Annotated in this window: 27 protein-coding genes and 1 riboswitch; of the genes, 24 read left to right on the top strand and 3 right to left on the bottom strand. The window is 65.9% G+C overall.

Annotation, left to right across the window (positions count from 1 at the left end; all coding sequences use genetic code 11):
* Nucleotides 1–66 precede the first annotated feature (66 nt).
* From ugpE to ugpB, 3 genes are all read right to left on the bottom strand, one after another.
* Nucleotides 67–921, bottom strand: coding sequence for a sn-glycerol-3-phosphate ABC transporter permease UgpE (gene ugpE / locus ACN4F8_RS07490; protein ID WP_419472980.1), 855 nt, complete (start codon nt 919–921; stop codon nt 67–69).
* Nucleotides 921–1802, bottom strand: a complete 882-nt coding sequence (gene ugpA, locus ACN4F8_RS07485) for a sn-glycerol-3-phosphate ABC transporter permease UgpA (protein WP_419472979.1) — start codon at nt 1800–1802, stop codon at nt 921–923. The genes ugpE and ugpA overlap by 1 nt, the downstream gene beginning before the upstream one ends.
* A gap of 109 nt (nt 1803–1911) precedes the next feature.
* Nucleotides 1912–3228, bottom strand: a complete 1317-nt coding sequence (gene ugpB, locus ACN4F8_RS07480; protein WP_419472978.1) for a sn-glycerol-3-phosphate ABC transporter substrate-binding protein UgpB — start codon at nt 3226–3228, stop codon at nt 1912–1914.
* A 177-nt stretch (nt 3229–3405) separates the two neighbouring features.
* Between ugpB and ACN4F8_RS07475 the strand changes: the two genes are divergently transcribed.
* From ACN4F8_RS07475 to ACN4F8_RS07360, 24 genes are all read left to right on the top strand, one after another.
* Entirely contained in the window at nt 3406–7287 is a 3882-nt protein-coding gene (locus ACN4F8_RS07475; RefSeq protein ID WP_419472977.1) for a DUF3683 domain-containing protein, read from the top strand.
* 32 nt (nt 7288–7319) lie between these two features.
* Nucleotides 7320–7733: a DUF971 domain-containing protein gene (locus ACN4F8_RS07470; RefSeq protein WP_300659101.1), complete on the top strand. Its 414-nt coding sequence runs from the start codon at nt 7320–7322 to the stop codon at nt 7731–7733.
* 10 nt (nt 7734–7743) lie between these two features.
* The gene (ubiE, locus tag ACN4F8_RS07465; protein ID WP_419472976.1) at nt 7744–8475 is read left to right on the top strand and encodes a bifunctional demethylmenaquinone methyltransferase/2-methoxy-6-polyprenyl-1,4-benzoquinol methylase UbiE; all 732 of its coding nucleotides are present in this window, start codon (nt 7744–7746) and stop codon (nt 8473–8475) included.
* A 36-nt stretch (nt 8476–8511) separates the two neighbouring features.
* Nucleotides 8512–9516 (top strand): Tim44 domain-containing protein, encoded by a 1005-nt coding sequence (locus tag ACN4F8_RS07460; RefSeq protein WP_419472975.1) that lies wholly within the window; start codon nt 8512–8514, stop codon nt 9514–9516.
* A gap of 89 nt (nt 9517–9605) precedes the next feature.
* Complete coding sequence (locus ACN4F8_RS07455) at nt 9606–10238, top strand: ubiquinone biosynthesis accessory factor UbiJ (RefSeq protein ID WP_419472974.1); 633 nt, start codon at nt 9606–9608, stop codon at nt 10236–10238.
* The gene (ubiB, locus tag ACN4F8_RS07450) at nt 10235–11800 is read left to right on the top strand and encodes a ubiquinone biosynthesis regulatory protein kinase UbiB (protein WP_419472973.1); all 1566 of its coding nucleotides are present in this window, start codon (nt 10235–10237) and stop codon (nt 11798–11800) included. The genes ACN4F8_RS07455 and ubiB overlap by 4 nt, the downstream gene beginning before the upstream one ends.
* Before the next feature lie 166 nt (nt 11801–11966).
* Nucleotides 11967–12308, top strand: a complete 342-nt coding sequence (locus ACN4F8_RS07445; RefSeq protein ID WP_419472972.1) for an FmdB family zinc ribbon protein — start codon at nt 11967–11969, stop codon at nt 12306–12308.
* A 10-nt stretch (nt 12309–12318) separates the two neighbouring features.
* Nucleotides 12319–12999 carry a DUF502 domain-containing protein gene (locus tag ACN4F8_RS07440; protein ID WP_419472971.1) on the top strand — a complete coding sequence of 227 codons (681 nt, stop codon included), beginning with the start codon at nt 12319–12321 and terminating at the stop codon, nt 12997–12999.
* A 48-nt stretch (nt 13000–13047) separates the two neighbouring features.
* Complete coding sequence (gene aspS, locus ACN4F8_RS07435; protein WP_419472970.1) at nt 13048–14850, top strand: aspartate--tRNA ligase; 1803 nt, start codon at nt 13048–13050, stop codon at nt 14848–14850.
* Nucleotides 14851–15003: 153 nt separating this feature from the next.
* Nucleotides 15004–15324 (top strand): DUF883 family protein, encoded by a 321-nt coding sequence (locus ACN4F8_RS07430; RefSeq protein ID WP_419472969.1) that lies wholly within the window; start codon nt 15004–15006, stop codon nt 15322–15324.
* Between the two features lie 11 nt (nt 15325–15335).
* Complete coding sequence (locus ACN4F8_RS07425; protein WP_419472968.1) at nt 15336–15710, top strand: phage holin family protein; 375 nt, start codon at nt 15336–15338, stop codon at nt 15708–15710.
* A complete protein-coding gene (locus ACN4F8_RS07420; protein ID WP_419472967.1) occupies nt 15707–16021 on the top strand; it encodes a YqjK family protein in 315 nt (104 codons plus the stop codon). The genes ACN4F8_RS07425 and ACN4F8_RS07420 overlap by 4 nt, the downstream gene beginning before the upstream one ends.
* A 10-nt stretch (nt 16022–16031) precedes the next feature.
* Nucleotides 16032–16490 (top strand): dihydroneopterin triphosphate diphosphatase, encoded by a 459-nt coding sequence (nudB, locus tag ACN4F8_RS07415; RefSeq protein ID WP_419472966.1) that lies wholly within the window; start codon nt 16032–16034, stop codon nt 16488–16490.
* A gap of 42 nt (nt 16491–16532) precedes the next feature.
* Nucleotides 16533–17261 (top strand): endonuclease/exonuclease/phosphatase family protein, encoded by a 729-nt coding sequence (locus tag ACN4F8_RS07410; RefSeq protein ID WP_419472965.1) that lies wholly within the window; start codon nt 16533–16535, stop codon nt 17259–17261.
* Complete coding sequence (gene clsB / locus ACN4F8_RS07405) at nt 17258–18568, top strand: cardiolipin synthase ClsB (protein ID WP_419472964.1); 1311 nt, start codon at nt 17258–17260, stop codon at nt 18566–18568. Before ACN4F8_RS07410 ends, clsB begins: the two co-directional genes overlap by 4 nt.
* 7 nt (nt 18569–18575) lie before the next feature.
* Entirely contained in the window at nt 18576–19619 is a 1044-nt protein-coding gene (locus tag ACN4F8_RS07400) for a ligase-associated DNA damage response exonuclease (RefSeq protein WP_419472963.1), read from the top strand.
* Nucleotides 19616–21481, top strand: a complete 1866-nt coding sequence (locus ACN4F8_RS07395) for an ATP-dependent DNA ligase (RefSeq protein WP_419472962.1) — start codon at nt 19616–19618, stop codon at nt 21479–21481. The genes ACN4F8_RS07400 and ACN4F8_RS07395 overlap by 4 nt, the downstream gene beginning before the upstream one ends.
* A 37-nt stretch (nt 21482–21518) precedes the next feature.
* A complete protein-coding gene (folE, locus tag ACN4F8_RS07390; protein ID WP_419472961.1) occupies nt 21519–22244 on the top strand; it encodes a GTP cyclohydrolase I in 726 nt (241 codons plus the stop codon).
* 29 nt (nt 22245–22273) lie between these two features.
* The gene (locus ACN4F8_RS07385; RefSeq protein WP_419472960.1) at nt 22274–22699 is read left to right on the top strand and encodes a BLUF domain-containing protein; all 426 of its coding nucleotides are present in this window, start codon (nt 22274–22276) and stop codon (nt 22697–22699) included.
* A gap of 133 nt (nt 22700–22832) precedes the next feature.
* Nucleotides 22833–23714, top strand: a complete 882-nt coding sequence (locus ACN4F8_RS07380; RefSeq protein WP_419472959.1) for an EamA family transporter — start codon at nt 22833–22835, stop codon at nt 23712–23714.
* Between the two features lie 7 nt (nt 23715–23721).
* The gene (locus ACN4F8_RS07375) at nt 23722–24567 is read left to right on the top strand and encodes a DUF429 domain-containing protein (protein ID WP_419472958.1); all 846 of its coding nucleotides are present in this window, start codon (nt 23722–23724) and stop codon (nt 24565–24567) included.
* A gap of 80 nt (nt 24568–24647) precedes the next feature.
* Nucleotides 24648–24817: riboswitch (FMN riboswitch) on the top strand.
* An 84-nt stretch (nt 24818–24901) separates the two neighbouring features.
* The gene (locus tag ACN4F8_RS07370; RefSeq protein ID WP_419472957.1) at nt 24902–25399 is read left to right on the top strand and encodes a 6,7-dimethyl-8-ribityllumazine synthase; all 498 of its coding nucleotides are present in this window, start codon (nt 24902–24904) and stop codon (nt 25397–25399) included.
* Between the two features lie 69 nt (nt 25400–25468).
* Nucleotides 25469–25975 carry a DM13 domain-containing protein gene (locus ACN4F8_RS07365; protein WP_419472956.1) on the top strand — a complete coding sequence of 169 codons (507 nt, stop codon included), beginning with the start codon at nt 25469–25471 and terminating at the stop codon, nt 25973–25975.
* A 96-nt stretch (nt 25976–26071) separates the two neighbouring features.
* Nucleotides 26072–26293 carry a hypothetical protein gene (locus ACN4F8_RS07360; RefSeq protein WP_419472955.1) on the top strand — a complete coding sequence of 74 codons (222 nt, stop codon included), beginning with the start codon at nt 26072–26074 and terminating at the stop codon, nt 26291–26293.
* Nucleotides 26294–26313: the final 20 nt, after the last annotated feature.

The raw sequence follows: 26313 nt of genomic DNA, 5'->3' as shown, positions 1-26313 counted from the left end.
TTCTGTTCGGTTGGGGACAGAGCCCAGGGGCGCTGCGCGCGTCCTGGGGGCTGTCCCGCAAGTCGTTTATTTTTCAGTATCGACCAGGCCCTTGACGAACCAGCGCTGCATGAAGATCACGACCAGCGCCGGCGGCAGCATGGCCAGGATGGCGGTGGCCATCACCACGTTCCATTCCGTGTACGAATCCCCCGAGATGAGGCGCTTGATGCCCATGACCACCGGGTACATGGATTCGTCGGTGGTCACCAGCAGCGGCCACAGGTACTGGTTCCAGCCGTAGATGAACTGGATCACGAACAGCGCGGCGATCGAGGTCTTGGACAGCGGCAGCAACACGTCCTTGAAGAAACGCATGGGCCCTGCGCCGTCCATGCGCGCGGCCTCCACCAGCTCGTCGGGCACGGTCAAAAAGAACTGCCGGAACAAAAAGGTGGCGGTGGCTGAAGCAATGAGCGGCACCGTCAAACCGGCGTAGGTGTTGAGTAGCCCCAAGTTGGCCACCACCTCGTAGGTCGGGCCGATGCGCACCTCCACCGGCAGCATCAGGGTGACGAAGATCATCCAGAACACGAGATTGCGCATCGGGAAGCGGAAATACACGATGGCAAAGGCCGACAGCAGCGAGATGGCGATCTTGCCGATGGTGATCACCAGCGCGCTGATCAGGCTCACCCACATCATGGGTGCGGCCGCCGGAATGCGGCTGCCGGCTTCGGTTTCACCACCAAAGAGCGCCGTGCGGTAGGTCTCCAGCATGTTGTTGCCGGGCACCAGCGACATGGGGAAGGACTGCGCGATCTGCTCCGAGGTCTGCGTGGAGCCGACCAGGGTGATGTAGAGCGGAAAGCCGACGATGAGCACGCCCAGGATGAGCACGACGTGGGACAGGACCGTGAGGCCGGGGCGTTTTTCGATCATCAGTACTGCACCTTCTTCTCGACAAAACGAAACTGGATCACCGTGAGCGTGATGACCACCACCATGAGCACCACCGACTGCGCGGCCGAGCCGCCCATGTCGAGCGCCTTGAAACCGTCGTAATACACCTTGTAGACCAGGATGGCCGTGTCCTTGCCCGGGCCGCCTTGCGTGGTCGCGTCGACGATGCCGAAGGTGTCGAAGAAGGCGTAGACGATGTTGATCACCAGCAGGAAGAAGGTGGTGGGCGAGAGCAGCGGGAACACGATGGACCAGAAGCGGCGCCACGGGCCCGCGCCGTCGATGGCCGCGGCTTCAATCAGCGACTTGGGAATCGACTGCAGACCCGCCAGAAAAAACAGGAAGTTGTAGGAGATCTGTTTCCACACCGCCGCGGCCACGATCAAGGTCATGGCGTGGTCGGCGTCCAGCAGGTGGTTCCACTCGATGCCCACGGCGCGCAGGTAGTACGCCACCACGCCCATGGGCGAGGCGAACATGAAGAGCCACAACACACCGGCCACCACGGGCGCCACCGCGTAGGGCCAGATCAGCAGCGTCTTGTAGACCCCCGAACCCTTGAGCACCCGGTCGGCGTACACGGCCAGCAGCAGCGCGATGGACAGGCCGATCACCGCCACCAGCAACGAAAAGACAGCGGTGGTGGTGAACGAAGCAAGGTAGGTGTCGTCGGCCCACAGGCGCCGGAAGTTCTCCAGACCCACAAACTCGGTGGTCAGGCCAAACGGGTCCTGGGTCAGCAAGCTCTGGTACAGCGCCTGCGCGGCGGGCCAGAAAAAGAACACCAGCACGATGGTCATCTGCGGCGCGATCAGCGCCCAGGGCAACCACGACGACTTGAACCGAACACGTTTTTCCATGGGACTTTCAGTTCAAAGAAAAGAAGAGGACATTCAACGAAAAACCCGCCCCGGCCGGTGGTGCCGACGGTGGGGCGGGTAGGACACCGTGAAGTGCCCGGCCAGACGATCAGGACTTGTTGGCTTTCTGGAAGCGCTCCAGCTGTTCGTTGCCGCGCTTCACCGCCGTGTCCAGGGCTTCCTTGGCCGACTTCTTGCCCGCCCAGACCTGCTCCAGCTCTTCGTCGTTGATGGTGCGGATCTGCACGAAGTTGCCCAGGCGGATGCCGCGCGATTTGTCGGTGGTCTTGCGAATCATCTGCGTGACCGACACGTCGGTGCCGGGGTTTTGTTTGTAGAAGCCGCTGGTGTCGGTCAGTTTGAACGACTCCAGGGTCACCGGCAGGTAGCCGGTGCGCTGGTGGCTCTTGGCGGCTTCGGCCGGCTTGGACAGGTGGGCGAAGAACTGGGCCACGCCCTTGTACTCGTCGGCCTTCTTGCCCGACATCACCCACAGGCTCGCACCACCGATCACCGTGTTTTGCGGCGCGCCGGCCACGTCGGGGTAATAGGGCAGGGTGCCGATACCGCTGGCAAATTTGCTGTTGCGCTTGATGTTGCCGTAGAGCGCAGACGATCCTGTGGTCATGGCGCACTCGCCGGAGACGAAGGTGGCGTCGGCCGCATTGCCCCGGCCCTTGTAGACGAACAGGCCGGTTTTGGCCATGTTGGCCAGGTTCTCGATGTGGCGCACGTGCAGTGGCGTGTTGAAGTTCAGGCGGGCGTCGATGCCGCGCATGCCGTTGCCCAGGGTGGCGAACTCGGTGTTGTGCCAGGCCGAGAAGCTCTCCAGCTGCGTCCAGCTCACCCAGCTGGTGGTGAAGGGGCACTTGTGCCCGGCGGCCTTGAGCTTGCCGGCGGCCAGCGCCACTTCAGGCCAGGTTTTGGGCGGGTTCTCGGGGTCCATGCCGGCGGCCTTGAACGCGTCCTTGTTGTAGTGGAACACCGGGGTGGAGCTGTTGAACGGGAAGCTCAGCATCTGGCCGTTGGGGGCTGTGTAGTAGCCCGCCACCGCCGGCACGTAGGCTGCCGGGTTGAACGCCACGCCGGCGTCGCTCATGACCTTGCCCACCGGCACGATCGCGCCCTTGCTGGCCATCATGGTGGCGGTGCCTACTTCAAATACCTGCAGGATGTGGGGCGCGTTGCCGGAGCGGAAGGCCGCGATGGCCGCCGTCATGGACTCGTCGTAGCTGCCCTTGAACGTGGGCACGATCTTGTATTGCGTCTGGCTGGCGTTGTAGTCCTTCGCCAGGTCGTTGACCCACTCCCCCAGGGCCCCGCCCATGGAGTGCCACCACTGGATCTCGGTCTGGGCGTGGGCCGGTCCGCTCATCAGTGCGGCGAGCGCCAGGGCGCCGGTCAAGGGAAGAAGACGTTTGTGCATGGATGCTCCTGAAAGGCGGGCTGTGGAAACGCCGTAGGGTATGGATCTTTTGTGACGAAACCATTGCAACGGCGTTTCCCACCCATGACAACCGGGGTTTCCATAAGGGGGGTGGGTGAATGGGGCCTGCGGTACCATCTTGGGCTACTCACTGTCACGTTGGCGTCTGCCACACCCATGAACGCTCCCACACCGCTCTCGCTCTTCGCCGTGGCCACCGACGAAGCTCCGCGCCTGCGCGAGATCCCGTACAACTACACCTCCTTTTCCGACCGCGAAATCGTCCAGCGTTTGCTGGGCGAGCGGGCCTGGACGCTGCTGAACGAACTGCGCGGCGAACGCCGCACCGGCCGCTCGGCGCGCATGCTGTACGAGGTGCTGGGCGACATCTGGGTGGTGCAGCGCAACCCCTACCTGCAGGACGACCTGCTCGACACCCCGAAACGCCGCAAACAGCTGGTGGATGCCCTGCACCACCGCCTGGCCGAGGTGCAGAAGCGCCGCACGCCGCAAGACGACGCCGGGCGCGACCAGCTGGTGGCCGAACTGCTGCAAGCTGCCAGGGGCGCGGTGGACGCGTTTTCCCACTCCTTTGAAGCCATGGCCGCGCTGCGCCAGCGCGCCACCAAGGCGCTGCGAAAGCTCACCGCCCACGACAACATCAAGTTCGACGGCCTCTCGCGGGTGTCGCACGTGACCGACGCGACCGACTGGCGTGTGGAATACCCGTTTGTGGTGCTCACACCCGACACCGAAACCGAGATGGCCTTGCTGGTCAAGGGCTGCTACGAGCTGGGCCTGACCATCATTCCGCGCGGCGGCGGCACCGGTTACACCGGCGGCGCGATCCCGCTGACCTGGAAGAGCGCGGTGATCAACACCGAAAAACTCGAAGCCATGACCGAGGTGGAGTGGGTGAAGGCACCGGGCCACGACAAACCCCTGCCCACCATCTGGACGGAAGCCGGTGTGGTCACGCAGCGCGTGGCCGATGCGGCCGAGCGCGCGGGCCACGTGTTTGCGGTGGACCCGACCTCGGCCGAAGCCTCGTGCATCGGCGGCAACATCGCCATGAACGCCGGTGGCAAAAAAGCGGTGCTCTGGGGCACGGCGCTGGACAACCTGCTGAGCTGGCGCATGGTGACGCCGCAAGCCCAGTGGCTCGAAGTCACGCGCCTGGACCACAACCTGGGCAAGATCCACGACGCCGAGGTGGCCAGCTTCGAGCTCAAGTATTTCGAGGCCGACGGCAAGACGCCGGTGCGCACCGAACAACTCGTGATCCCCGGCAAGACCTTCCGCAAGGAAGGCCTGGGCAAGGATGTGACCGACAAGTTCCTGAGCGGTCTGCCCGGCATCCAGAAAGAAGGCTGCGACGGCCTGATCACCAGCGCGCGCTGGGTGGTGCACCGCATGCCCGAGCACGTGCGCACCGTGTGCCTGGAGTTCTTTGGCAATCCGCGCGACTGTGTGCCCTCGATCGTGGAGATCAAGGACTTCATGTTCGCCGAGCAGAAGCGCTCCAGCGTGTTGCTGGCCGGCCTGGAGCACCTGGACGACCGTTACCTGAAGGCCGTGGGCTACGCCACCAAGAGCAAAAAAGGCAACGGCAGCCTGCCCAAGATGGTGCTGATCGGCGACATCGTGGGCGACGACGCCGACGACGTTGCGCGCGCCACCAGCGAGGTGATCCGCATCGCCAACTCGCGCAGCGGCGAAGGCTTTGTGGCCATCAGCGCCGAGGCGCGCAAGAAGTTCTGGTTGGATCGCAAGCGCACCGCGGCCATCAGCAAACACACCAACGCCTTCAAGATCAACGAAGACGTCGTGATCCCGCTGCCGCGCATGGGCGAGTACACCGAGGGCATCGAGCGCATCAACATCGAGCTTTCGTTGCGCAACAAGATCAAGCTGGCCGATGCGCTGGAGGCGTTTTTTGCCAAGGGCCAGTTGCCCCTGGGCAAGACCGACGACGCCAACGACATTCCCAGCGCCGAGCTGCTCGAAGACCGCGTGCAACAGGCCCTTGCGCTGGTGCGCGAGGTGCGCGCGCTGTGGGCCGGCTGGCTGCGCGATGTGGAGACCCTGTTCCCGCAACTGCAGGACCACCGCCTGCGCGCCAGCTGGAAAACCCAGCTGCGCGCGCCGTTGCAGCAGATCTTCACCGGGGCCGCATTCGGTGCCGTGCTCGAAGAGTGCACCGCCATCCACAAACGCGTGCTGAAGGGCCGCGTGTGGGCTGCGCTGCACATGCACGCCGGTGACGGCAACGTGCACACCAACCTGCCGGTCAACAGCGACGATTACGAGATGCTGCAGACGGCGCATGAAGCCGTGGCGCGCATCATGGTGCTGGCGCGCAGCCTGGACGGTGTGATCTCGGGCGAGCACGGCATCGGCATCACCAAGCTGGAGTTCCTCACCGACGAAGAGCTGCGCCCCTTCGCCGAGTACAAGGACCGCGTCGACCCCGAGGGCCGCTTCAACAAGGGCAAGCTGCTGCGTCAGGGCGTGGGCGGTGATGCCAACCTGCGCAGCGCCGACCTCGCGCACGCCTACACACCCAGCTTCGGGCTGATGGGTCACGAGTCGCTGATCATGCAGCAGAGCGACATCGGCGCCATCGCCGATTCGGTCAAGGACTGCCTGCGCTGCGGCAAATGCAAACCGGTCTGCGCCACGCACGTGCCACGCGCCAACCTGCTGTACAGCCCGCGCAACAAGATCCTGGCCACCTCGCTGCTGGTGGAGGCGTTTTTGTACGAAGAGCAGACGCGCCGCGGCATCAGCATCAAGCACTGGGAAGAGTTCGAGGACGTGGCCGACCACTGCACGGTGTGCCACAAGTGCCTGAGCCCGTGCCCGGTCAAGATCGACTTTGGTGACGTGACCATGAACATGCGCAATCTGTTGCGCAAGATGGGGCAGAAGAGCTTTCGCCCGGGCAATGCCGCGGCCATGTTCTTCCTGAACGCCACCAACCCCGAGACCATCAAGTTCATGCGCGGCGCCATGGTGGGCGTGGGTTTCAAGGCGCAGCGCCTGGCCAACGACCTGTTCAAACGCCTGGCCCGCAAACAAACCAGCGCGCCGCCCGCCACGCTGGGGCCGGCTCCCATCAAGGAGCAGGTGATCCACTTCATCAACAAGAAGATGCCGGGTGGCCTGCCCAAAAAGACCGCGCGCGCCTTGCTGGACATTGAAGACAAGGACTACGTGCCCATCATCCGCAACCCGGTGGGCACCACGGCCGAGACCGAGGCGGTGTTTTATTTCCCCGGCTGCGGCTCCGAGCGCCTGTTCAGCCAGGTGGGCCTGGCCACGCAGGCCATGCTGTGGCATGCGGGTGTGCAGACCGTGCTGCCGCCGGGCTACTTGTGCTGCGGCTACCCGCAGCGCGGCAGTGGTCAGTTCGACAAGGCCGAGAAGATCATCACCGACAACCGCGTGCTGTTCCACCGCGTGGCCAACACGCTGAACTACCTGGACATCAAGACCGTGGTGGTGAGCTGCGGCACCTGCTACCACCAGCTCCAGGGCTACGAATTCGACAAGATTTTCCCGGGCTGCCGCATCATCGACATCCACGAATACCTGCTCGAGAAAGGCATCACCTTGCCCGCCGGGCAGGGCGGATACCTCTACCACGACCCCTGCCACAGCCCCATGAAGCTGCAGGAACCGATGAAGACGGTGAAGGCGCTGGTGGGCGACAACGTGCTGGAGAGCAAACGCTGCTGCGGTGAATCGGGCACGTTGGGCGTGACCCGGCCCGACATCTCCACCCAGATCCGTTTCCGCAAGGAAGAAGAGCTGCTCAAGGGCGAAGCCACGCTGCGCGCCGCCGGCACCGTCGGCGCCAAAGACAACGTGAAGATCCTCACCTCGTGCCCGAGCTGCCTGCAAGGCCTCTCGCGCTATGGCGACGACCTCAACAACGGCCTGCTCGCAGCCGACTACATCGTGGTCGAAATGGCGCGCCAGATCCTCGGAGAAGACTGGCTGCCCACCTACGTGGCCCAAGCCAACGAAGGCGGCATCGAACGCGTGCTGGTCTGACATCACAACACCCAAACAACGAGACACACTCCATGGCCGGACTCGACAAGAACACCCCATCGCCGCAATCCATCACGCTGCACCAGCAGTCGCGCGTGTTGGAGATCGGCTTCTCCGATGGCCAGGAATTCAAGATTCCCTTCGAGCTGATGCGCGTGTACTCGCCGTCGGCCGAGGTGCAGGGCCATGGCCCAGGTCAGGAAGTGCTGCAGACCGGCAAGCGCGAGGTCGGCATCGTGGCGCTGGAGCCGGTGGGCAACTACGCGGTGCAGCCCACGTTTTCGGACGGCCACAGCTCGGGCATCTTTTCCTGGGACCTGCTGTATTTCCTCGGCTCCAAACAGGCCGCTTTGTGGGCTGAGTACACCGAGCGGCTGGCCGCTGCCGGCATGGAGCGCGACGCGCCCATGATCGAGCAGGGCGGCCACGCCTGCGGCAGCCACTGAAGACACTGCCATGGCAGACACCCACTTCGGCTTCAAGACGGTTGACGAGCGCGAAAAAGCGTCGCGCGTGCGCAGCGTGTTCGACTCGGTTGCGCCCAAGTACGACGTGATGAACGACCTCATGTCGGCCGGTCTGCACCGCCTCTGGAAACGCTACACCCTCACCGTGGCCAACCCGCAGCCGGGCCAGCAGGTGCTGGACATCGCGGGCGGCACCGGCGACTTGTCGCTCGCCTTTGCAAAGAAGGTCGGCCCCACCGGGCGCGTGGTGCACACCGACATCAACGAGGCGATGTTGCGCGAAGGCCGCACGCGCCTGCTCGACCAGGGCGTGGTGTTGCCGACCCTGGTGTGTGATGCCGAGAAGCTGCCGTTCGCCAGCGAATCGTTCGATTTCGTGTCCGTGGCCTTTGGTTTGCGGAACATGACGAGCAAGGAAAGTGCGCTGACCGAGATGCACCGCACGCTCAAACCGGGCGGCAAGCTGCTGGTGCTGGAGTTTTCCCGGGTGGCGAAACCGCTTGAAAAAGCTTATGACTGGTACTCGTTCAACGTGCTGCCCAAACTGGGCAAGCTGGTGGCCAACGACGAGGACAGTTACCGCTATCTCGCCGAGTCCATCCGCATGCACCCAGGGCAGGAGGCGTTGCGGCAGATGATTCGCGGTGTGGGTTTTGGCCACGTGGATGTGCACAACCTCAGCGCCGGTGTGGTGGCGCTGCACGTGGGCATCAAGTGCTGATCGGATTTTTGTTTTCTGATTGAAGGAGAGCGGGACATGAACAAGCTGTGGTCGGTGGTGTTGGTCTGTGCGATGGCGCTGGGCTCGCAGGATGTCTGGGCCAAGCGCCTGGGTGGCGGCATGTCGGTTGGCAAACAGTCGGGCAACGTGACGCAGCGCAGCACCGCGCCCACGCAGCAGGCCACGCCCGCTCCCACGCAAAACGCCGCTGCCCGCCCAGCCACCGCCAGCCCGGCGGCCGCTGCTGCGCCCAAGCGCCCATGGGGCGCCATGCTGGGCGGCGTGGCCGCCGGTCTGGGCCTGGCCTGGCTGGCGTCTGCCCTGGGTTTTGGCGAAGGCTTTGCGCAGTTCCTGATGTTCGCCTTGCTGGCCGCGGTGCTCATGGCCGTCATCGGCATGGTGATGCGCCGCCGCGCGGCGGCCAACGGCGCCGGCAACATGGCCTACCAAAGTGCGGGTGGCCCGCTCACCCAGTCGGGCAACTCCCAGTTCGACCCCGCCACGCCGCGCAGCTATTCACCACAGAACGTCGGCAACGATGCCTCGGCCCGGCCCTGGGAGCGCAGCGGCCCCGCCTCGCTCGACACCGCCCATGCCCACGCCACCGGCGGCTCGCTGATCGGTTCAGCCCTGAGCGGCAACCAGAGCTGGGGTGTGCCGGCCGGCTTTGACGTCGAAGGTTTCCTCAAGGCTTCCAAGACCAACTTCGTGAGCTTGCAGGATGCCTGGGACCGCTCCGACATCCCGAGCCTGCGCGCCATGATGACCGACGGCATGCTGGAGCAGATCCGCAGCCAGCTGGCCGAGCGCGAAGCCACCAGCGGTGCCAACGTCAACAAGACCGAGGTCGTGATGCTCGACGCCCAGCTGTTGGGCATTGAAGAGCTGGACGGCGAATACATGGCCAGCGTGGAGTTCTCAGGAATGATCCGCGAAGATGTCTCCTCCGGCCCGAATCCGTTCCGCGAAGTCTGGAACATCACGCGACCCAAAACCGGCTCGGGCGGCTGGCTGGTGGCCGGCGTGCAGGCCCTGCAGTAAGTGCTGCGGCCGGGCGCAAGACCCGGCCCCGTCGGGGCAATGGCCGAAGGCGGCGTCTCCCGGGCTTTATCCGTCAAAATCGGGTGGTCATGAAAAATGAACCACCCGTTTTTTCGTCAGGCCCCGACGCTTCCAGCGCTTCGCCCCTGAACTTCCTGCAGTCCCTGCTGGGCTCGATCCGACCGCCCGAGTGGGTGGTGGACGAGCTGCAGAACCGGCTCGTGCTGTTCCTCAACCACGTGTTGATGCAGGAGCCCGCGGCGCAAGACCGTCTGAAGCGCCAGAAGGGCAAGCCAGTGCGCGTGCAGTGGGGTGATTTCAACCTCACGCTGGCGCCCACCGCGGCCGGTTTGCTGGAGCGTTGTGAGCCCGGCGCCAAGCCCGAACTCAGCGTCACGCTCACCCAGACCTCGCCGCTGGAACTCGCGCAGAGCGTGCTGGCCGGTCAGAAGCCGGGTGTGGACATCCAGGGCGACGTGCAACTCGCGGCCGAAGTGGCCTGGCTGGTGGACAACGTGCGCTGGGACGTGGAGGAAGACCTGTCCCGTGTGGTGGGTGATGCCACCGCGCACACCATCGCGCGCTTCGCTCGCTCGGCCTCACAAGCCATCAAGTCGTTTGTGGACCGCATGCCCGGCGGATTTCCGCCGCGGCCGCCCTTTGCTTCTGCGCCCGCGTCCGATGCCGGCGTGCCGCCGCGCGACGGCGGACCCAGCGCATGACGCGGCTTTTTCGCGGCGCCTTCATCGTCTGGGTGGTGTTGCGCTACGGGCTGGACGAGCTGGTGCTCTCCAGCTTTCGCGGTCGCGGCATCCGCCTGCTCACGCGCATCGTCTCCATCGGTCGCAACCTCGATGCGCCGCGCGGTGAGCGGTTGCGCGAGGCGCTGGAGCGCCTGGGCCCCATCTTCGTCAAGTTCGGCCAGGTGCTATCGACCCGGCGCGACCTGCTGCCGCCCGACATAGCCGACGAACTCGCCCGCCTGCAAGACCGGGTGCCGCCGTTTCCCAGCGAAGTCGCGGTGGCCAGCATCGAACGCGCGTTCGGCAAACCGCTGACCGAGGTGTTCAGCCATTTCGAGCAGGTGCCGGTGGCCAGCGCGTCCATCGCCCAGGTGCACTTTGCGACCCTGCGCGACGGCCGCCACGGCGGGCGCGAGGTGGCGGTCAAAGTGCTGCGGCCCAACATGGCGGCCGTGATCGACAAGGACCTCAGCCTCATGCGCATGATGGCGGGCTGGGTCGAGCGGCTCTCGGCCGACGGCAAGCGCCTCAAACCGCGCGAGGTGGTGGGCGAGTTCGACAAGTACCTGCACGACGAGCTCGATCTGCTGCGCGAGGCGTCCAACGCCGCCCAGCTGCGTCGCAACATGCAGGGCCTCGATCTGGTGCTGATCCCCGAGATGCTCTGGGACTACTGCCACACCGAGGTGATGGTGATGGAGCGCATGTATGGGCTTCCGATCAACCGCGTCGACGAGTTGCGCGCCCTGGGCGTGGACATTCCCAAGCTCGCGCGCGACGGCGTGACGCTGTTCTTCACCCAGGTGTTCCGCGACGGCTTCTTTCACGCCGACATGCACCCGGGCAACATCCAGGTCAGCACGGCACCGGCCACCTTTGGGCGATACATCTCGCTGGATTTCGGCATCGTGGGCACGCTCACCGAGTTCGACAAGGAATACCTTGCGCAGAACTTCACGGCGTTCTTCCGCCGCGACTACAAACGCGTGGCCGAGCTGCACATCGAGTCGGGCTGGGTGCCCGCCGAAACGCGGGTGGACGAACTGGAATCGGCGATCCGCGCGGTGTGCGAACCCTACTTCGACCGTCCGCTGAAGGAAATTTCGCTCGGCATGGTGCTGATGCGCCTCTTCCAGACCTCGCGCCGCTTCCAGGTGGAGATCCAGCCGCAGCTGGTGTTGCTGCAGAAAACCCTGCTCAACATCGAAGGTCTGGGGCGCGACCTCGATCCCGAGTTGGACCTGTGGAACACCGCCAAACCGTTCCTGGAAACCTGGATGGTCGAGCAGGTCGGGCCGAAGAAACTGCTGCAGCAGCTCAAGGCCGAGGCGCCGCAGTACGCCAAGCTGCTGCCCGCGTTGCCCCGCCTGCTCAACGACTACCTGCAACACAAACCGCACGAACTGCGGCGCGAACTCGACAGCCTGCTGGCCGAGCAGCGCCGCACCAACCGCCTCTTGCAGGCCATCCTGTACGGCGGACTGGGCTTTCTGCTGGGCCTCATCGTGATGCAGGTGCTGGTGCGCGTGCGCCTCTGGTGATGCGGGGCGGCTGCGCCTGGCCGTGGCCGACGCCCGGCCGGCCGGCAGCTGGATACCCCCCTCAATTTATAATGACGGGTTTTGTTCCACTTCCCGCGAGGGAACGCGGCGCGCCCGCCGGGCGGCTGCCTCGGCGGGACACTCCCCTCTTCATCAGGTTCACGCCATGCCCATCTATGCCTACAAGTGCGAGTCCTGCGGTCATGCCAAGGACGTGCTGCAGAAAATGTCCGACGACCCGCTCACCGTGTGTCCGTCGTGCGGCCAGGCCAGCTTCAAGAAGCAGCTGACCGCCGCCGGTTTCCAGCTCAAGGGTTCGGGCTGGTACGTTACCGATTTCCGCGAGGGCAGCAAGCCCGCCGCCACACCGGCCACGGAAGGCGCTCCCGCCGCCGTTGCGCCGGCCAAGTCGGCGAGTGATGCCGCTGCCGCACCGGCGCCCGCACCGGCTGCGGCCCCTGCAGCCGCGCCAGCGCCCGCCACCCCGACCACACCGTCGGGCTCCTGAGCCCCTTCCCATGCCGTCTTTGCGCAAATGGTTGTTCTCGGGCCTGCTGGTGCTGGTGCCCCTGATCATCACGCTCTGGGTGCTGGAGTGGGTGGTCAGCACGCTCGACCAGACCTTGCGCATCCTGCCCACCAGCTGGCAGCCCGACCAGCTGCTCGGCATGCACATCCCCGGGCTGGGCGTGGTGTTCGCGCTGGTGGTGGTGCTTTCCATCGGCGCGCTGGCGTCCAACATCATCGGCAACAAGCTGGTGAGCTGGTGGCACGCGCTGCTGCACCGCATTCCGGTGGTGCGCTCGATCTATTCGGGCGTGAAGCAGGTGTCGGACACGCTGTTTTCCGAGAAGGGCAACGCGTTTCGCAAGGCCTTGCTGATCGAGTGGCCGCACGAGGGCATGTGGACCATCGGTTTCCTGACCGGTGCGCCCGCTGGTGACGTGCTGCACCACCTGCAGGCCCAGCCCGGTCGCTCGGGTGAACTTGACGAGTTTCACAGCGTGTACGTGCCCACCACCCCCAACCCCACCGGCGGTTACTTCGTGATGGTGCGCAAGAGCGCCTGCGTGGAGCTGCAGATGAGCGTGGACGAAGCGCTGACCTACATCGTGTCCATGGGCGTGATCGTGCCCGGTGGACCCAAAAATCCGCACCTCAAGGTGGGCGCTGACGGCGCCCTCGAGAAGACCTCCTGATGTTCCCCCGCAGGCCCGGCCTGCGAACCTGTTGAAAGAAGAAGCGAAATGGCGATGCGTACCCACTACTGCGGTCTGGTGACCGAGGCCCAACTGGGCGAAACCGTGAAGCTGTGTGGCTGGGTGAACCGCCGCCGCGACCACGGTGGCGTGATCTTCATCGACCTGCGCGACCGCGAAGGCTATGTGCAGGTGGTCTGCGACCCCGACCGCGCCGAGATGTTCGGCACCGCCGAAAACGTGCGCAACGAGTTCTGCGTGCAGGTCACTGGCCTGGTGCGCGCGCGTCCCGCCGGCACCACCAACGACAAGCTCAAAAGCGGTCAGATCGAGGTGTTGTGCCATGAGTTGAAGGTGCTCAACCCCTCGGTCACGCCGCCGTTCCAGCTCGACGACGAGAACCTCTCCGAGACCACGCGCCTGACGCACCGCGTGCTCGATCTGCGCCGCCCCTACATGCAGAACAACCTGATGCTGCGCTACCGCGTGGCCATGGAAGTGCGCAAGTTTCTGGACGCCAACGGCTTCATCGACATCGAAACGCCCATGCTCACCAAGAGCACGCCCGAAGGCGCGCGCGACTACCTCGTGCCCAGCCGCGTGCACGACGGCCACTTCTTCGCGCTGCCGCAAAGCCCGCAGCTCTTCAAGCAGTTGCTCATGGTCGCCGGCTTCGACCGCTACTACCAGATCACCAAGTGCTTCCGCGACGAAGACCTGCGCGCTGATCGTCAGCCCGAGTTCACGCAGATCGATATCGAGACCTCGTTCCTCACCGAGGAAGACATCCGCGACATGTTCCAGGGCATGATCAAAACGGTGTTCCAGAACACGCTGGGCGTGGACCTGGGCGAGTTCCCGGTGATGGCTTACAGCGAGGCCATGCACCGCTTCGGCTCCGACAAGCCCGACCTGCGCGTGATGCTCGAATTCACCGAGCTCACCGACGTGATGGGCGATGTGGACTTCAAGGTGTTCTCCGCGCCCGCCACCATGAAGGGTGGCCGCGTGGTCGCCCTGTGCGTGCGTGGTGGTGCCGACATGAGCCGCAGCGAGATCGACGCCTACACCGAGTTCGTCAAGATCTACGGCGCCAAGGGCCTGGCCTGGATCAAGGTCAACGACGTCACCAAGGGCCGCGACGGCCTGCAGAGCCCGATCGTCAAGAACCTGCACGACAAGGCTGTTGAAGACATCCTCTCTCGCACCAAGGCGCAGAACGGCGACATCATCTTCTTCGGCGCCGACAAGGCCAAGGTGGTCAACGACGCCATCGGTGCGTTGCGCCTGAAGATCGGCCACAGCGAGCTGGGCAAGAAAAACGGCCTGTTCGAAAGCCGCTGGGCGCCGATGTGGGTGGTGGACTTCCCCATGTTCGAACACGACGAGGAAGCCGACCGCTGGACGGCCGTGCACCACCCCTTCACCGCGCCGAAAGACGGCCACGAAGACTGGATGGTCACCGCGCCCGAGAAGTGCATCGCCAAGGGCTACGACATGGTGCTCAATGGCTGGGAAATCGGTGGTGGTTCGGTGCGTATCCACACCGCCGCCGTGCAGCAGAAGGTGTTTGATGCTTTGAAGATCACGCCCGAAGAGGCCCAGGTCAAGTTCGGCTTCCTGCTCGACGCACTGCAGTACGGCGCGCCGCCCCATGGCGGCCTGGCCTTCGGCCTGGACCGCATCGTCACGCTGATGACCGGTGCCGAATCGATCCGCGACGTGATCGCCTTCCCCAAGACCCAGCGCGCCCAGTGCCTGCTGACCCAGGCGCCCAGCCTGGTGGACGAGAAGCAGTTGCGTGAATTGCACATCCGCCTGCGCAACACGGAGCTGGCCAAGACCGCCTGACCCAGGGGCTTGGCCACACATGAGGGGGCGGCACATGCCGCCCTTTTTTGTGGGCGCTCGACGAGGTGCCGCACCGGGACGGTGCGGTAACGAAACGTAGGGCTCGGTACGGGTGAGGGTTTGTTAGGATGGCTTTTTGAAAGGAGCCTACCCATGACCAAGAACGCCCAAGAGACCCTGGCCAACAAAGAGAAACTGGTGGCCGATCTGCAGCGCGTCATTGCCGACGCCGAAGAGCTGATGACCGCCACCGCCCACCAGACCGAAGGCAAGGTGGTGGAACTGCGCGAACGCATCAACGAAAACCTGCGCCTGGCCCGCCACAAGCTGCTGGACGCGGAAGACGCGATCAAGGAAAAGACCCGCGAGATGGCGCGCGCCACCGACGATTACGTGCACGAGCATCCCTGGCGCGCCGTGGGCACCGCCGCCGGCATTGGCCTGGTGATCGGCCTGCTGATCAGCCGGCGTTGAACGATCGCGGCATGTCTGTGCCACCGACCCGTCTGTCAGCCTCGCTCAAGGGGCTGACTGCCACCGTGCTCGAGTTGCTCCAGCTGCGGCTGGAGTTGCTCAGCGTGGAGGCGCAAGAAGAGGTGTTGCGCGTCGGAGGCCTGTTGGTCTATGGCGCCGTGGCCGTGGCTTTTCTCAGCCTCGGCCTGGGCTTTCTGGCCATGCTGATCACCGTGGCGCTGTGGGACAGCCACCGCCTGCTGCCTCTGGCGGTGTTCGCTGGTTTGTTCCTTGGCCTGGGTGGCGTGGCCGCCTGGCTCGCTCGCGAGCGGGTTCGCAGCGGTACCCGGCTGTTTTCGGCCACGGTTGACGAACTCAAGCAGGACCGGGAAGGACTGCGCTCATGAGCGCGCACGAACCCGGTCGCGCTGAACAGCTGGCCCGCCGACGCGAGCTGCTGGTGCTGCGGTCAGCGCAATTGCGCGGTCAGGTCGCCGACCAGTTGCAGGTGGTGCAGCCCGCTCTTGCGTGGGCCGACCGGCTGCAGGATGTCTGGATCTGGCTGCGCGCCAACCCGCTGGCGGTGGTGGGCGGCGTGCTGGCTGTGGCCGTGTGGCGCCCGCGCCGCTCGTTGGGGCTGGCGCTGCGGCTGTGGTCGGGCTGGAAGCTGCTGCAACGCGCCCGATCGGTGGGCAGCACCGCATCGCGCCTGCTCTGACCCAGCGTTCATGCCGCCAAAAATTCCGCAGTCGGTGCTGGTGGTGATTCACACACCGGCGCTCGATGTGCTGCTGATCGAACGCGCGGATGCGCCGGGTTTCTGGCAGTCGGTGACCGGCTCCAAAGACACCCTGGATGAATCCTTCGAACTGACCGCCGCGCGCGAGGTGGCGGAAGAAACCGGACTTGATGTGCAAGCACCCGGCCACACGCTCACCGACTGGGCGCTGGAGAACGTGTACGAGATCTACCCGCAGTGGCGCCACCGTTATGCCGAGGGCGTGACCCACAACACCGAGCACCTGTTCGGCCTGTGCATTCCGCACGCGGTGCCGGTGGTGCTGAGCCCGCGCGAGCACCGCGACCAGGTGTGGCTGCCCTGGGCGCAGGCGGCCGAGCGCTGCTTCTCGCCGTCGAATGCCGAGGCGATTTCATGGCTGCCCAGAATGGTTTCAAGGTTGAACTGATCAGCGCCTGTCAGACGGGGTCTTGGTGGCATGATTTGCCCCATGAGCATTCTTCGCGTCGCCACCTACAACATCCACAAAGGCGTGCAAGGCCTGGGCCCTGCGAGGCGGCTGGAGATCCACAACCTGGCGCACGCGGTCGAGCAGTTCGATGCCGACATCGTCTGCTTGCAGGAAGTGCGGCAACACAACCGCAAGCTGGAAAAACACTTCACCCGCTGGCCCGACCTGGACCAGGCCAGTTACCTCACACCCGATGGCTACGAGGCCGTCTACCGCACCAACGCCACCACGCGCCACGGCGAACACGGCAACGCGCTGCTGTCTCGCTGGCCGGTGATCGGCAGCCAGCACTCCGACGTGTCCGACCACCGCTTCGAGCAGCGAGGGCTGCTGCATGTGCAGCTGTTGATCGACGGCATCGAGGTGCATGTGGTGGTGGTGCACCTGGGCCTGATCCACGCCAGCCGGGCGCGTCAGGTGCAGCGGCTGGGCGAGTACATCGCCACCGGCGTGCCTGAGGCCGCGCCGCTGATCGTGGCGGGCGATTTCAACGACTGGGGTGCACAACTGCTCAAACCCATGGCCGACCTGGACCTGCGCACCTTTGAAGGCATTCGCTTGCCGACCTACCCCTCGCGCCTGCCGCTGCTGCACCTGGACCGCATCTTCGTGCGCGGGCTGCGGCCGGTGTCGGCGCAAGTGCCCCACGGGCGCGCCTGGGCGCGCATGTCGGACCACCTGCCGCTGATCGCCGAGCTGGAGCTGTGAAAGCCAAAACCCTGACTTCGCGCCGCTCGCGTGCCGTGCACGGCGTCTTGCGGGGCGGGCATCAGTTGCTGTTGTTGCAGGGTGGTGCCGAGTTTTTTCCGGCCATGGTGGAGGCCATGGACGCCGCGTGCCGCGTGGTGCACCTGGAAACCTACATCTTCGAGTTTGCCGGCTCTGCGCTCAGCGTGGCCGAAGCGCTGGAGCGCGCTGCGCAGCGCGGCGTGGTGGTGCGGCTGGTGATCGACGGTGTGGGCACGCCCTCGATCCCGCAGGCGTGGCGAGACCGGTTCGACGCCGCAGGCGTGCACTGGCACATCTACGCGCCGCTGGGCCGCTTCGGCCTGCTGCTGCCCAGCCGCTGGCGGCGCCTGCACCGCAAGCTGTGTGTGGTTGACGGCACGGTGGGTTTTTGCGGCGGCATCAACATCATCGACGACCAGGACGACGTGGCGCTGGGCAAGCTCGACGCACCACGGCTGGACTTTTCATTGCGCGTGGCCGGCCCGCTGGTGAACGACATGACCGAGACCATGGAGCAACTCTGGTGGCGCCTGCAGGCCGCGCGCAAGGTGCGCAGGCGGGAGTTCAAGGCGGCATGGGAGGCGTTGCGCGAGTCGCGCCCGGTGGGCGATTTTTCCAACCTGCTGCAAAAGCTGGAGACGGACCGCACCAGCGTGCAGGGCGGCGACAGCGCGTTTGGCGACAGCGGCGCCGCGCCCCTGGGCGTGGACAGCGCGCGCGCCACGCTGCTGCTGCGCGACAACGTGAGCCACCGCCACGACATCGAACGCGCCTACCTCAAGGCCATTGGTGCTGCGCGGCGCGAGATCGTGATCGCCAACGCGTATTTCATTCCCGGGCGCAAGCTGCGCCGCGCGCTGATCATGGCGGCGGCGCGCGGTGTGCGCGTGCGCCTGCTCTCGCAAGGCAAGTACGAAAACTTCTTCCAGTACCGCGCCGCGCGCCCGGTGTACCAGCACCTGGTCAACGCCGGCATCGAGATCCACGAGTACGCACCGAGTGCGCTGCACGCCAAGGTGGCGGTGGTGGACGAGCGCTGGTCCACCGTGGGCTCCACCAACCTCGACCCGCTTTCGTTGCTGCTGGCGCGCGAAGCCAACGTGATGACCACCGACCAGCGTTTTGCCAGCCTGCTGCGCAGCCACCTCGATGGCCTGGTGCAGAACGCAGGCGACATGGTCGATGTGCAGGCCTTGAGCAGCCGGCACTGGACGCAACGGGTGCTCGACAGAGTCGCGTTCGGCATCATGCGTGCGACTTTGTTCGTGACGGGCCACAGGTATTGATCTGGCCATGCAAGACGACCTGATCGTCCAGCGCCCGCAAGGCCTGTACTGCCCACCCGGCGATTTCTACATCGACCCCTGGCGCAAGGTCGAGCGCGCGGTGATCACCCACGCGCACGCCGACCACGCGCGCCCCGGCCACGCGCACTACCTCGCCACGGCCGTGTCCGAAGGTCTGTTGCGCTCGCGGCTGGGGCAGGGCATCACCTTGCAAGGCTTGGCCTACGGCGAGGCGGTGGAGCACAACGGCGTGCGCATTTCGCTGCACCCGGCCGGCCATGTGTTGGGCTCGGCCCAGGTGCGGGTGGAACACGGCGGGCGCGTGTGGGTGGCCAGTGGTGACTACCGCACCACACCGGCCGGCGCCGCACCCGACCGCACCTGCACACCGTTCGAATCCGTGCGCTGCGACACCTTCATCACCGAGTCCACCTTTGGCCTGCCCATCTACCGCTGGCGGCCGGACGCGGAGATCTTCGCCCAGATCAACCAGTGGTGGGCCGACAACGCGGCCGCCGGGCGCGCCAGCGTGCTGGTGTGCTACAGCCTGGGCAAGGCCCAGCGCATCCTGGGCGGGGTGGACGCTTCCATCGGCCCCATCGTCTGCCATGGTGCGGTCGAGCCGCTCAACCGCGCCTACCGCGCGGTCGGCGTGGCACTGCCCGACACGCTGATGGTGAGCGACGTGACCGACAAGGCCAGCTTGCAGCGCGCGCTGGTGCTCTGTCCCGGCAGCGCCCTGGGCACACCGTGGATCAAACGCTTCGGCGATTTTTCCGACGCGTTCGCCAGTGGCTGGATGCAGGTGCGCGGCCAGCGCCGGCGCGGTGGCCACGACCGTGGCTTTGTGCTCAGCGACCACGCCGACTGGCCCGGGCTGCTGGGCGCCATCGGTGCCAGCGGTGCCGGGCGCGTGATCGTCACGCACGGCAGCATCCCGGTGCTGGTGCGCTACCTGCAAGAGCAAGGCCTGCAGGCCGAGGGCTTTGACACCGAGTACGGCGACGAGCACGAAACCCGGGCCGAGACCGTGCCCGCGCCCGCCGCATGAAACGCTTCGCCGACCTGTTCGCCGAACTCGACGCGACCACCTCCACCAGCGCCAAGGTCACCGCACTGCAGCGCTACCTGAGCGCCGTGGACGACGCCGATGCGGCCTGGGCGGTGTACTTCCTTTCGGGCGGCAAACCGCGCCAGCTGATCAAGACCGCGCAGCTGCGCGCGCTGGCCGAAGAAGCGGCCGGCCTGCCCGCGTGGCTGTTCGACGCGAGTTACCAGGCCGTGGGCGATCTGGCCGAAACCATCGCGCTGGTGCTGCCCGCACCCGCGAGCGCAGACGGCCTGGCGGTGAGCCTGAGCGACTGGATGGAACAGCGCCTGCTGCCCCTGCGCGGGCAGGGTGACGAGGCGGTGGCCGTGGCGCTGCGCGCCTGGTGGCGCGAGCTCGATGCGACCGGGCGTTTCCTGCTGGTCAAGTTGGTCGGTGGCGGTTTTCGCGTGGGCGTGAGCAAGCTGCTGGTGCAGCGCGCCATCGCCCAACACGCGGGGCTGGACGCCAAACAGGTGGCGGCGCGCATGATGGGTTTCACCGACGGAAAACGCCTGCCCACCGCCGCGCAGTACCGCGCGCTGCTGGCACCTGCCGAGGCACCGGGCGATGAACACGCCGCGCGCGAGCCCAGCCAGCCGTATCCGTTTTTTCTCGCCAGCCCGCTGGGCATGGACGCCAGCGACGACCTGCTGGACATGGAGGTGGCCAGCACCGGCGTCGCGCAGGCCATGCAGGCTCGCCTGGGCCCGGCCAGCGACTGGCTGGCCGAGTGGAAGTTCGACGGCATCCGCGGGCAGATCGTCAAACGCGCCGGGCAGGTGTGGGTGTGGTCGCGCGGCGAAGAGCTCATGAGCGATCGGTTTCCCGAACTGCAGGCGCTCGCGCAGCGCTGGCCCGACGGCACGGTGGTCGACGGCGAGATCCTGGTCTGGCACGAGGAGGGCGAACGGGCTTTGCCCGGCAGCGACCGGCCCGGTCGGCCCGCGCCGTTCGCGCTGCTGCAGCAACGCATCGGCCGCAAGACGCTCAACGCCAAGGTGCTGGCCGACGCGCCCGTGAGCTTCATGGCCTACGACCTGCTGGAAGCCGGCGCACAAGACCTGCGCGCGCTGCCGCAGACCGAGCGCCGCGACCGCCTGGAGAACTTGGCTGACGATCTGAACGCAGCGACCGGCATGCGCCTGTGGCTGTCGCCGCGCATCGAAGGCGGCGACTGGTCCGCGCTCGCCGAGCAGCGATCGAAGGCACGCGAACTCGGCGTGGAAGGGCTCATGCTCAAACACCGCGACAGCGTTTACGGCACCGGGCGGCAGAAGCGCTGGGCCGGCCCGGGCACCGCCAGCGAAGACGGTGTGCTGGCCTGGTGGAAATGGAAGATCGACCCGCTGAACATCGACGGTGTGCTCATCTACGCCCAGGCCGGCCACGGCCGCCGCGCCTCGGTCTACACCGACTACACCTTTGCTGTGTGGAACCGCGCGCCCGCCAGCGCCGCCGAAGCCCAGGCCGTGGTGGACGCCATCGCCCGGCGCGAACCCGCCGTGCCCGGCGCATTGCAACTGGTGGCCTTCACCAAGGCCTATTCCGGCCTCACCGACGACGAGTTCAAGTCGGTGGACGCGGTGATCCGCCAGCACACGCTGGAGAAGTTCGGACCGGTGCGCAGCGTGCGGCCCACGATGGTGTTTGAGCTCGCCTTTGAAGGCATTGCGCGCAGCACGCGCCACAAAAGCGGCGTGGCGCTGCGCTTTCCGCGCATGCAGCGCATCCGGCACGACAAACCGCTGCACGAGGCCAGCACCCTGCAGGATCTGGAGCAACTGCTGGCGAAAACCCCAGCGAAAATCGGTCAAGACCACTGAGAACGGTCTGCGAGAAGTCGGGTGATAGCATGCGCCCATGCTGTTGAAGACCGACCCCCCCACGACCCCTCCCGCACCCGACGACGACATCGGCACGCCCGTGTCCGTCAAGATCCGCGAGCGTGTGAAAGCGGCGCGCCAGCGCTTCCATTCCAACGACAACATCGCCGAATTCATCCAGCCGGGTGAGCTGGAGCTGTTGCTCGACGAAGTGGCCGAAAAGATGAAGGGCGTGCTCGACAGCATGGTCATCGACCTCGACAACGACCACAACACCGGCGACACCGCGCGCCGCGTGGCCAAGATGTACCTCAAGGAAGTGTTCAACGGGCGCTACGTCAAGGCGCCCAGCATCACCGAATTCCCGAACGCCGAGCACCTCAACGAACTGATGATCGTGGGGCCCATCACCGTGCGCAGCGCCTGCAGCCACCACTTCTGCCCGGTCATCGGCCGCATCTGGATCGGCGTCATGCCCAACGAACACACCAACGTGATCGGCCTGTCCAAGTACGCGCGGCTGGCCGAGTGGATCATGGGCCGCCCGCAGATCCAGGAAGAGGCCGTGGTGCAACTGGCCGACCTGATTCAAGAGAAGACCCAGCCCGACGGCCTGGCACTCGTGATGGAGGCCAGCCACTACTGCATGGCCTGGCGCGGCGTGAAGGACATGGACAGCAAGATGATCAACTCGGTCATGCGCGGCGTGTTCCTCAAAGACCCCAACCTGCGGCGCGAGTTTCTCTCGCTCATCCCGCGCTGAACTCAACGATCACCCAGAAGAAGAACACCATGCTCGTTCGCCTCCTCTACGTCAGCCGCGCTGTCGACAAAGACTCTCCCCGCGTCATCGAGTCCATTCTGGAATCTGCGCGTTCGCACAACATGGGCTACGGCATCACGGGCGTGCTGTGTTACGGCGGCGGTGTGTTTTTGCAGGCCATCGAAGGCGGTCGCAGCGCGGTCAACACGCTCTACAACCACATCGTGGCCGACGATCGCCACACCGGCGTGGAGCTGCTGCACTACGAAGAAATCACCGAGCGCCGTTTTGGTGGGTGGACCATGGGCCAGGTCAACCTGTCCAAGCTCAACACGTCCATCGTGCTGAAGTATTCGGAGAAGCCCGAGTTCGATCCGTACGCGGTGTCGGGCAAAGTCTCCCTGGCTTTGCTCGAAGAATTGATGGCCACTGCGAGCATCATCGGCAGAGCTTGACGGTCTCCCCCCTGCGCCGCTGCGCGGCTTCCCCCCTCTCTGGCGCGCCTGCGGCGCTGGGAAGGGGGACGGTACCTCGGGCCGGCGGAGCCGAACCCTGGTTGCCCCTGGACCAGACCTCCCCTCACGCGGCATGTCCCTGACAGCCCTGGGTCTGATCGTTCTCGCGGGCCTGATCCACGCCGGCTGGAACCTTGCCGTCAAAAAGGTCGGGGCCGACGCGCGCTTCGCCTTCTTCAACGCCTTTCTCATGATGCTGGTGTGGGCGCCGCTGGGCTGGTGGGTGGGGCGCGATGTGGTGCCCGGCTGGGGCCGCGTTGAATGGCTGCTGGTGCTCGCCAGCGGCGTGCTGCACGTCTTCTACTACGTGATCCTGCTGCGCGGTTACCGCAAGTCCGACCTCACCGTGGTCTACCCCATGGCGCGCGGCACCGGGCCGTTGTTGTCCTCGCTGGTGGCCATCGTGCTGCTGGGTGAACAGATCTCCGCGCTGGGTGTGGCTGGCATCGCCGGTGTGGTGGGTGGGGTGTTCCTGATTGCCGGCGGGCCGGGACTGCTGCGCGCAGCGCACGACCCGGTGGCGCGCAAGCGCGTGCACAAGGGCATGGTCTACGGTGTGGTCACGGGCGTGTTCATCGCGTCCTACACCGTGGTCGACGGTTACGCGGTCAAGGTGGTGCTGATGTCGCCCATCCTGGTGGACTACATGGGCAACTTCGTGCGCGTGGCGCTGCTCGCGCCCAGCGTGCTGCGCGACCTGCCCACCGCCCGCCGCCTGTGGCACCTGCAGTGGCGCTACGCCTTGCTGGTGGCGGTGGTGAGCCCGGTGGCCTATGTGCTGGTGCTGTTTGCCATGCAGCAGGCACCGTTGTCGCACGTGGCGCCCGCGCGCGAGGTGTCGATGTTGTTTGCCGCGCTGATTGGCGGCCAGTTGCTGGGCGAGGGCGACCGGCTCGCCCGCCTGCTCGGGGCCATGTTGATCGCCGCCGGCGTGATGGCGCTGGCGCTGGGATGATCGCGCCATGACGACTTCACCTTCGCTGGCCTTGCTGGGATGCGATTTCACCAGCGCCCCGAGCCGCCGCAAACCGATCACGCTGGCCGTGGGCCGAACCGACCGCCATCGCGTCATCCTGAACGGCATGGAGCGCTTCGACACGCTGGATGCCTGGGCGGCGCGCATGGCCCAGCCCGGTCACTGGGTGGGCGGCTTTGATCTGCCGTTTGGCTTGCCGCGCGAACTCGTCACCACACTCGGCTGGCCCACCGACTGGGCCGCCTGCATGGCCCACTACGCGAGCCTCAGCCGCGAAACCATCCGCGAGGCCTTCGCCGGGTTCTGCAATGCCCGCCCGGTGGGGGGCAAATTTGCCCACCGCGCCACCGACGGACCCGCCGGCTCCAGCCCGAGCATGAAGTGGGTCAACCCGCCGGTGGCTTTCATGTTGCACGCCGGTGTGCCGCGGCTGATGGCCGCCGGCATCACCTTGCCCGGCCTGCTGCCCGGTGATGGTTCGCGTGTGGGCCTGGAGGCTTACCCCGGCCTGCTCGCGCGCAGCGTGCTGGGCACCACCTCGTACAAGAGCGACGACAAGGCCAAACAAACACCCGATCGCCTGATCGCGCGCAAGACACTGATCAACGCGCTGGAAAACGGCCAGGCGCCACTGCTGCAGGTCTGTGGCCTGCGATTGAAGCTCACCCACGCGCAGCGCGACGCGCTGGCCGACGACGCCAGTGGCGACAGCCTGGACGCCGTGCTCTGCCTGCTGCAGGCCGCCTGGGCGCAGGCACAACATGGCGCGGGCCACCCGCAATGGGGCTTGCCCGCGTTCGACCCGCTGGAGGGCTGGATCGTCAGCGCCTGAGCCGCGCGCATCAACCCGCGCGACAGTGCGGAGAACGCGCTGTGCCTAGAATCCATTGGGTTCGGTGTCATGCCGAACACAAGCGTTCTCAGGGCGGGGTGAAATTCCCCACCGGCGGTGATGGCGGCGTGGCGACACGACCGCACGAGTGCCGCGAGCGCCCATGCCCTGGTCTGTCCATGGCATGGGGTCAGCAGACCCGGTGAGATCCCGGGACCGACGGTCACAGTCCGGATGTTAGAGAGCGTGAGCCAGGCGTCCGTTGCGTTGCGCGCAGCGGTGCGCGTGCGCTTGTGCGCCCTGATTTGTTGGCCCCTCCTGTTTCAAGGACACCATGAATCAGACCGAATCTTCCCCCTCCCTCCAACTGCCGGCCGGGCTGCGCTTCGCATTCGTCGAAGCCTCGTGGCATGCCGACATCGTTCACCAGGCGCGGGATGCGTTTTTTGCCGAGATGGCGCTGGCCGGTGTCGGCGCGGAGGCCATCGACGTGTTCGACGTGCCCGGTGCGTTCGAAATCCCGCTGCACGCGCAACGCCTGGCGCGCTCGGGCCGCTACGCCGCGGTGGTGGGCAGCGCGCTGGTGGTGGATGGCGGCATTTACCGCCACGACTTTGTGGCGCAGACCGTGGTGCAGGCGCTCATGGACGTGCAGCTCGACACCGGCGTGCCCATGATCTCCGCCGTGCTCACCCCGCACCATTTCCACGAACACGTTGAACACCGCAAGTACTTCATGCGCCACTTCGCCGTCAAGGGCACCGAGGCCGCGCAGGCCTGCTTGCAGACGGTGGCCGGGCTGCTGCGCTTGGAGAGCATGCTGCCGTCTTGAGTGGGCGTTTGCGTGTAAGGCTTTTGCCTCTGCGCAGACGAACCCGGGTCAACTGCAAGGAAACCGCCCATGACTGCTTCTGCCCCCACCCCTCCGCGTCGCCGCACGGTGCTGCTGCTGGCATCGCACGCGCTGACCTTGCTGGTGGGCTTTGGCGCCGGCATCTACGCGCTGCCCATCCTCACCGCACCCACCGGGCCGAGTGCCGAGCAGGTGGCTCAGGCCGCGGTGGGCGGCATGTACCGCGGTGAATTCCGCCGCGACCTGAAAGACAGCGATCCCCTGCACTGGGGCGAAGGCACGGTGTCGGTGAGCCCGCAGCAGATCGTGTTCACCGGGCGGCTGGCGCCCGGACCCGACTACAAGCTCTACCTCTCGCCCGAATTCGTGGAGACCGAGGCCGATTTCAAGCGCCTCAAGCCGGGCATGCTGCGTGTGGGCGATGTGAAGACCTTCGAGAATTTCATCGTGCCCCTGCCCGCGGGCGCCGACCCTGCGCGCTACACCAGCGTCATCGTCTGGTGCGAAACCTTCAGCCAGTTCATCACCGCCGCGCAGTACCGCGATCCGACCTGAGCAGGGTGCGCAATTGATGCATCATCGCTTCCAGCGTTGAGTCGTGGCCGCTCGTGGTCCGTCGGCGGCAGCGCCTCTTCACAGAACGGAACAACCATGAACTCAGCCAAACTGGTCGGCATCATCCTCATTGCCGCGGGTGCCCTTGCCCTCGTGTACGGCAGCTTCAGCTACACCAAGGACACCTCGGCCGTGAAGCTGGGCCCGTTGGAGTTGACCGTGAAAGAAAAGGAAACCGTCAACGTGCCGGTGTGGGCCGGCGTGGGCGCCATCGTCATCGGTGGTCTGCTGCTCGTCATGGGTGGCAAAAAGGGCTGATGCCGCGCAAGCAGATCGTC

The organism is Hydrogenophaga sp., assembly GCF_048549895.1.
Classification (GTDB): Bacteria; Pseudomonadota; Gammaproteobacteria; order Burkholderiales; family Burkholderiaceae_C; genus Hydrogenophaga.
Note: the sequence above shows the minus strand (reverse complement) of the source record. Positions and strands in the feature narration are given on the sequence as shown.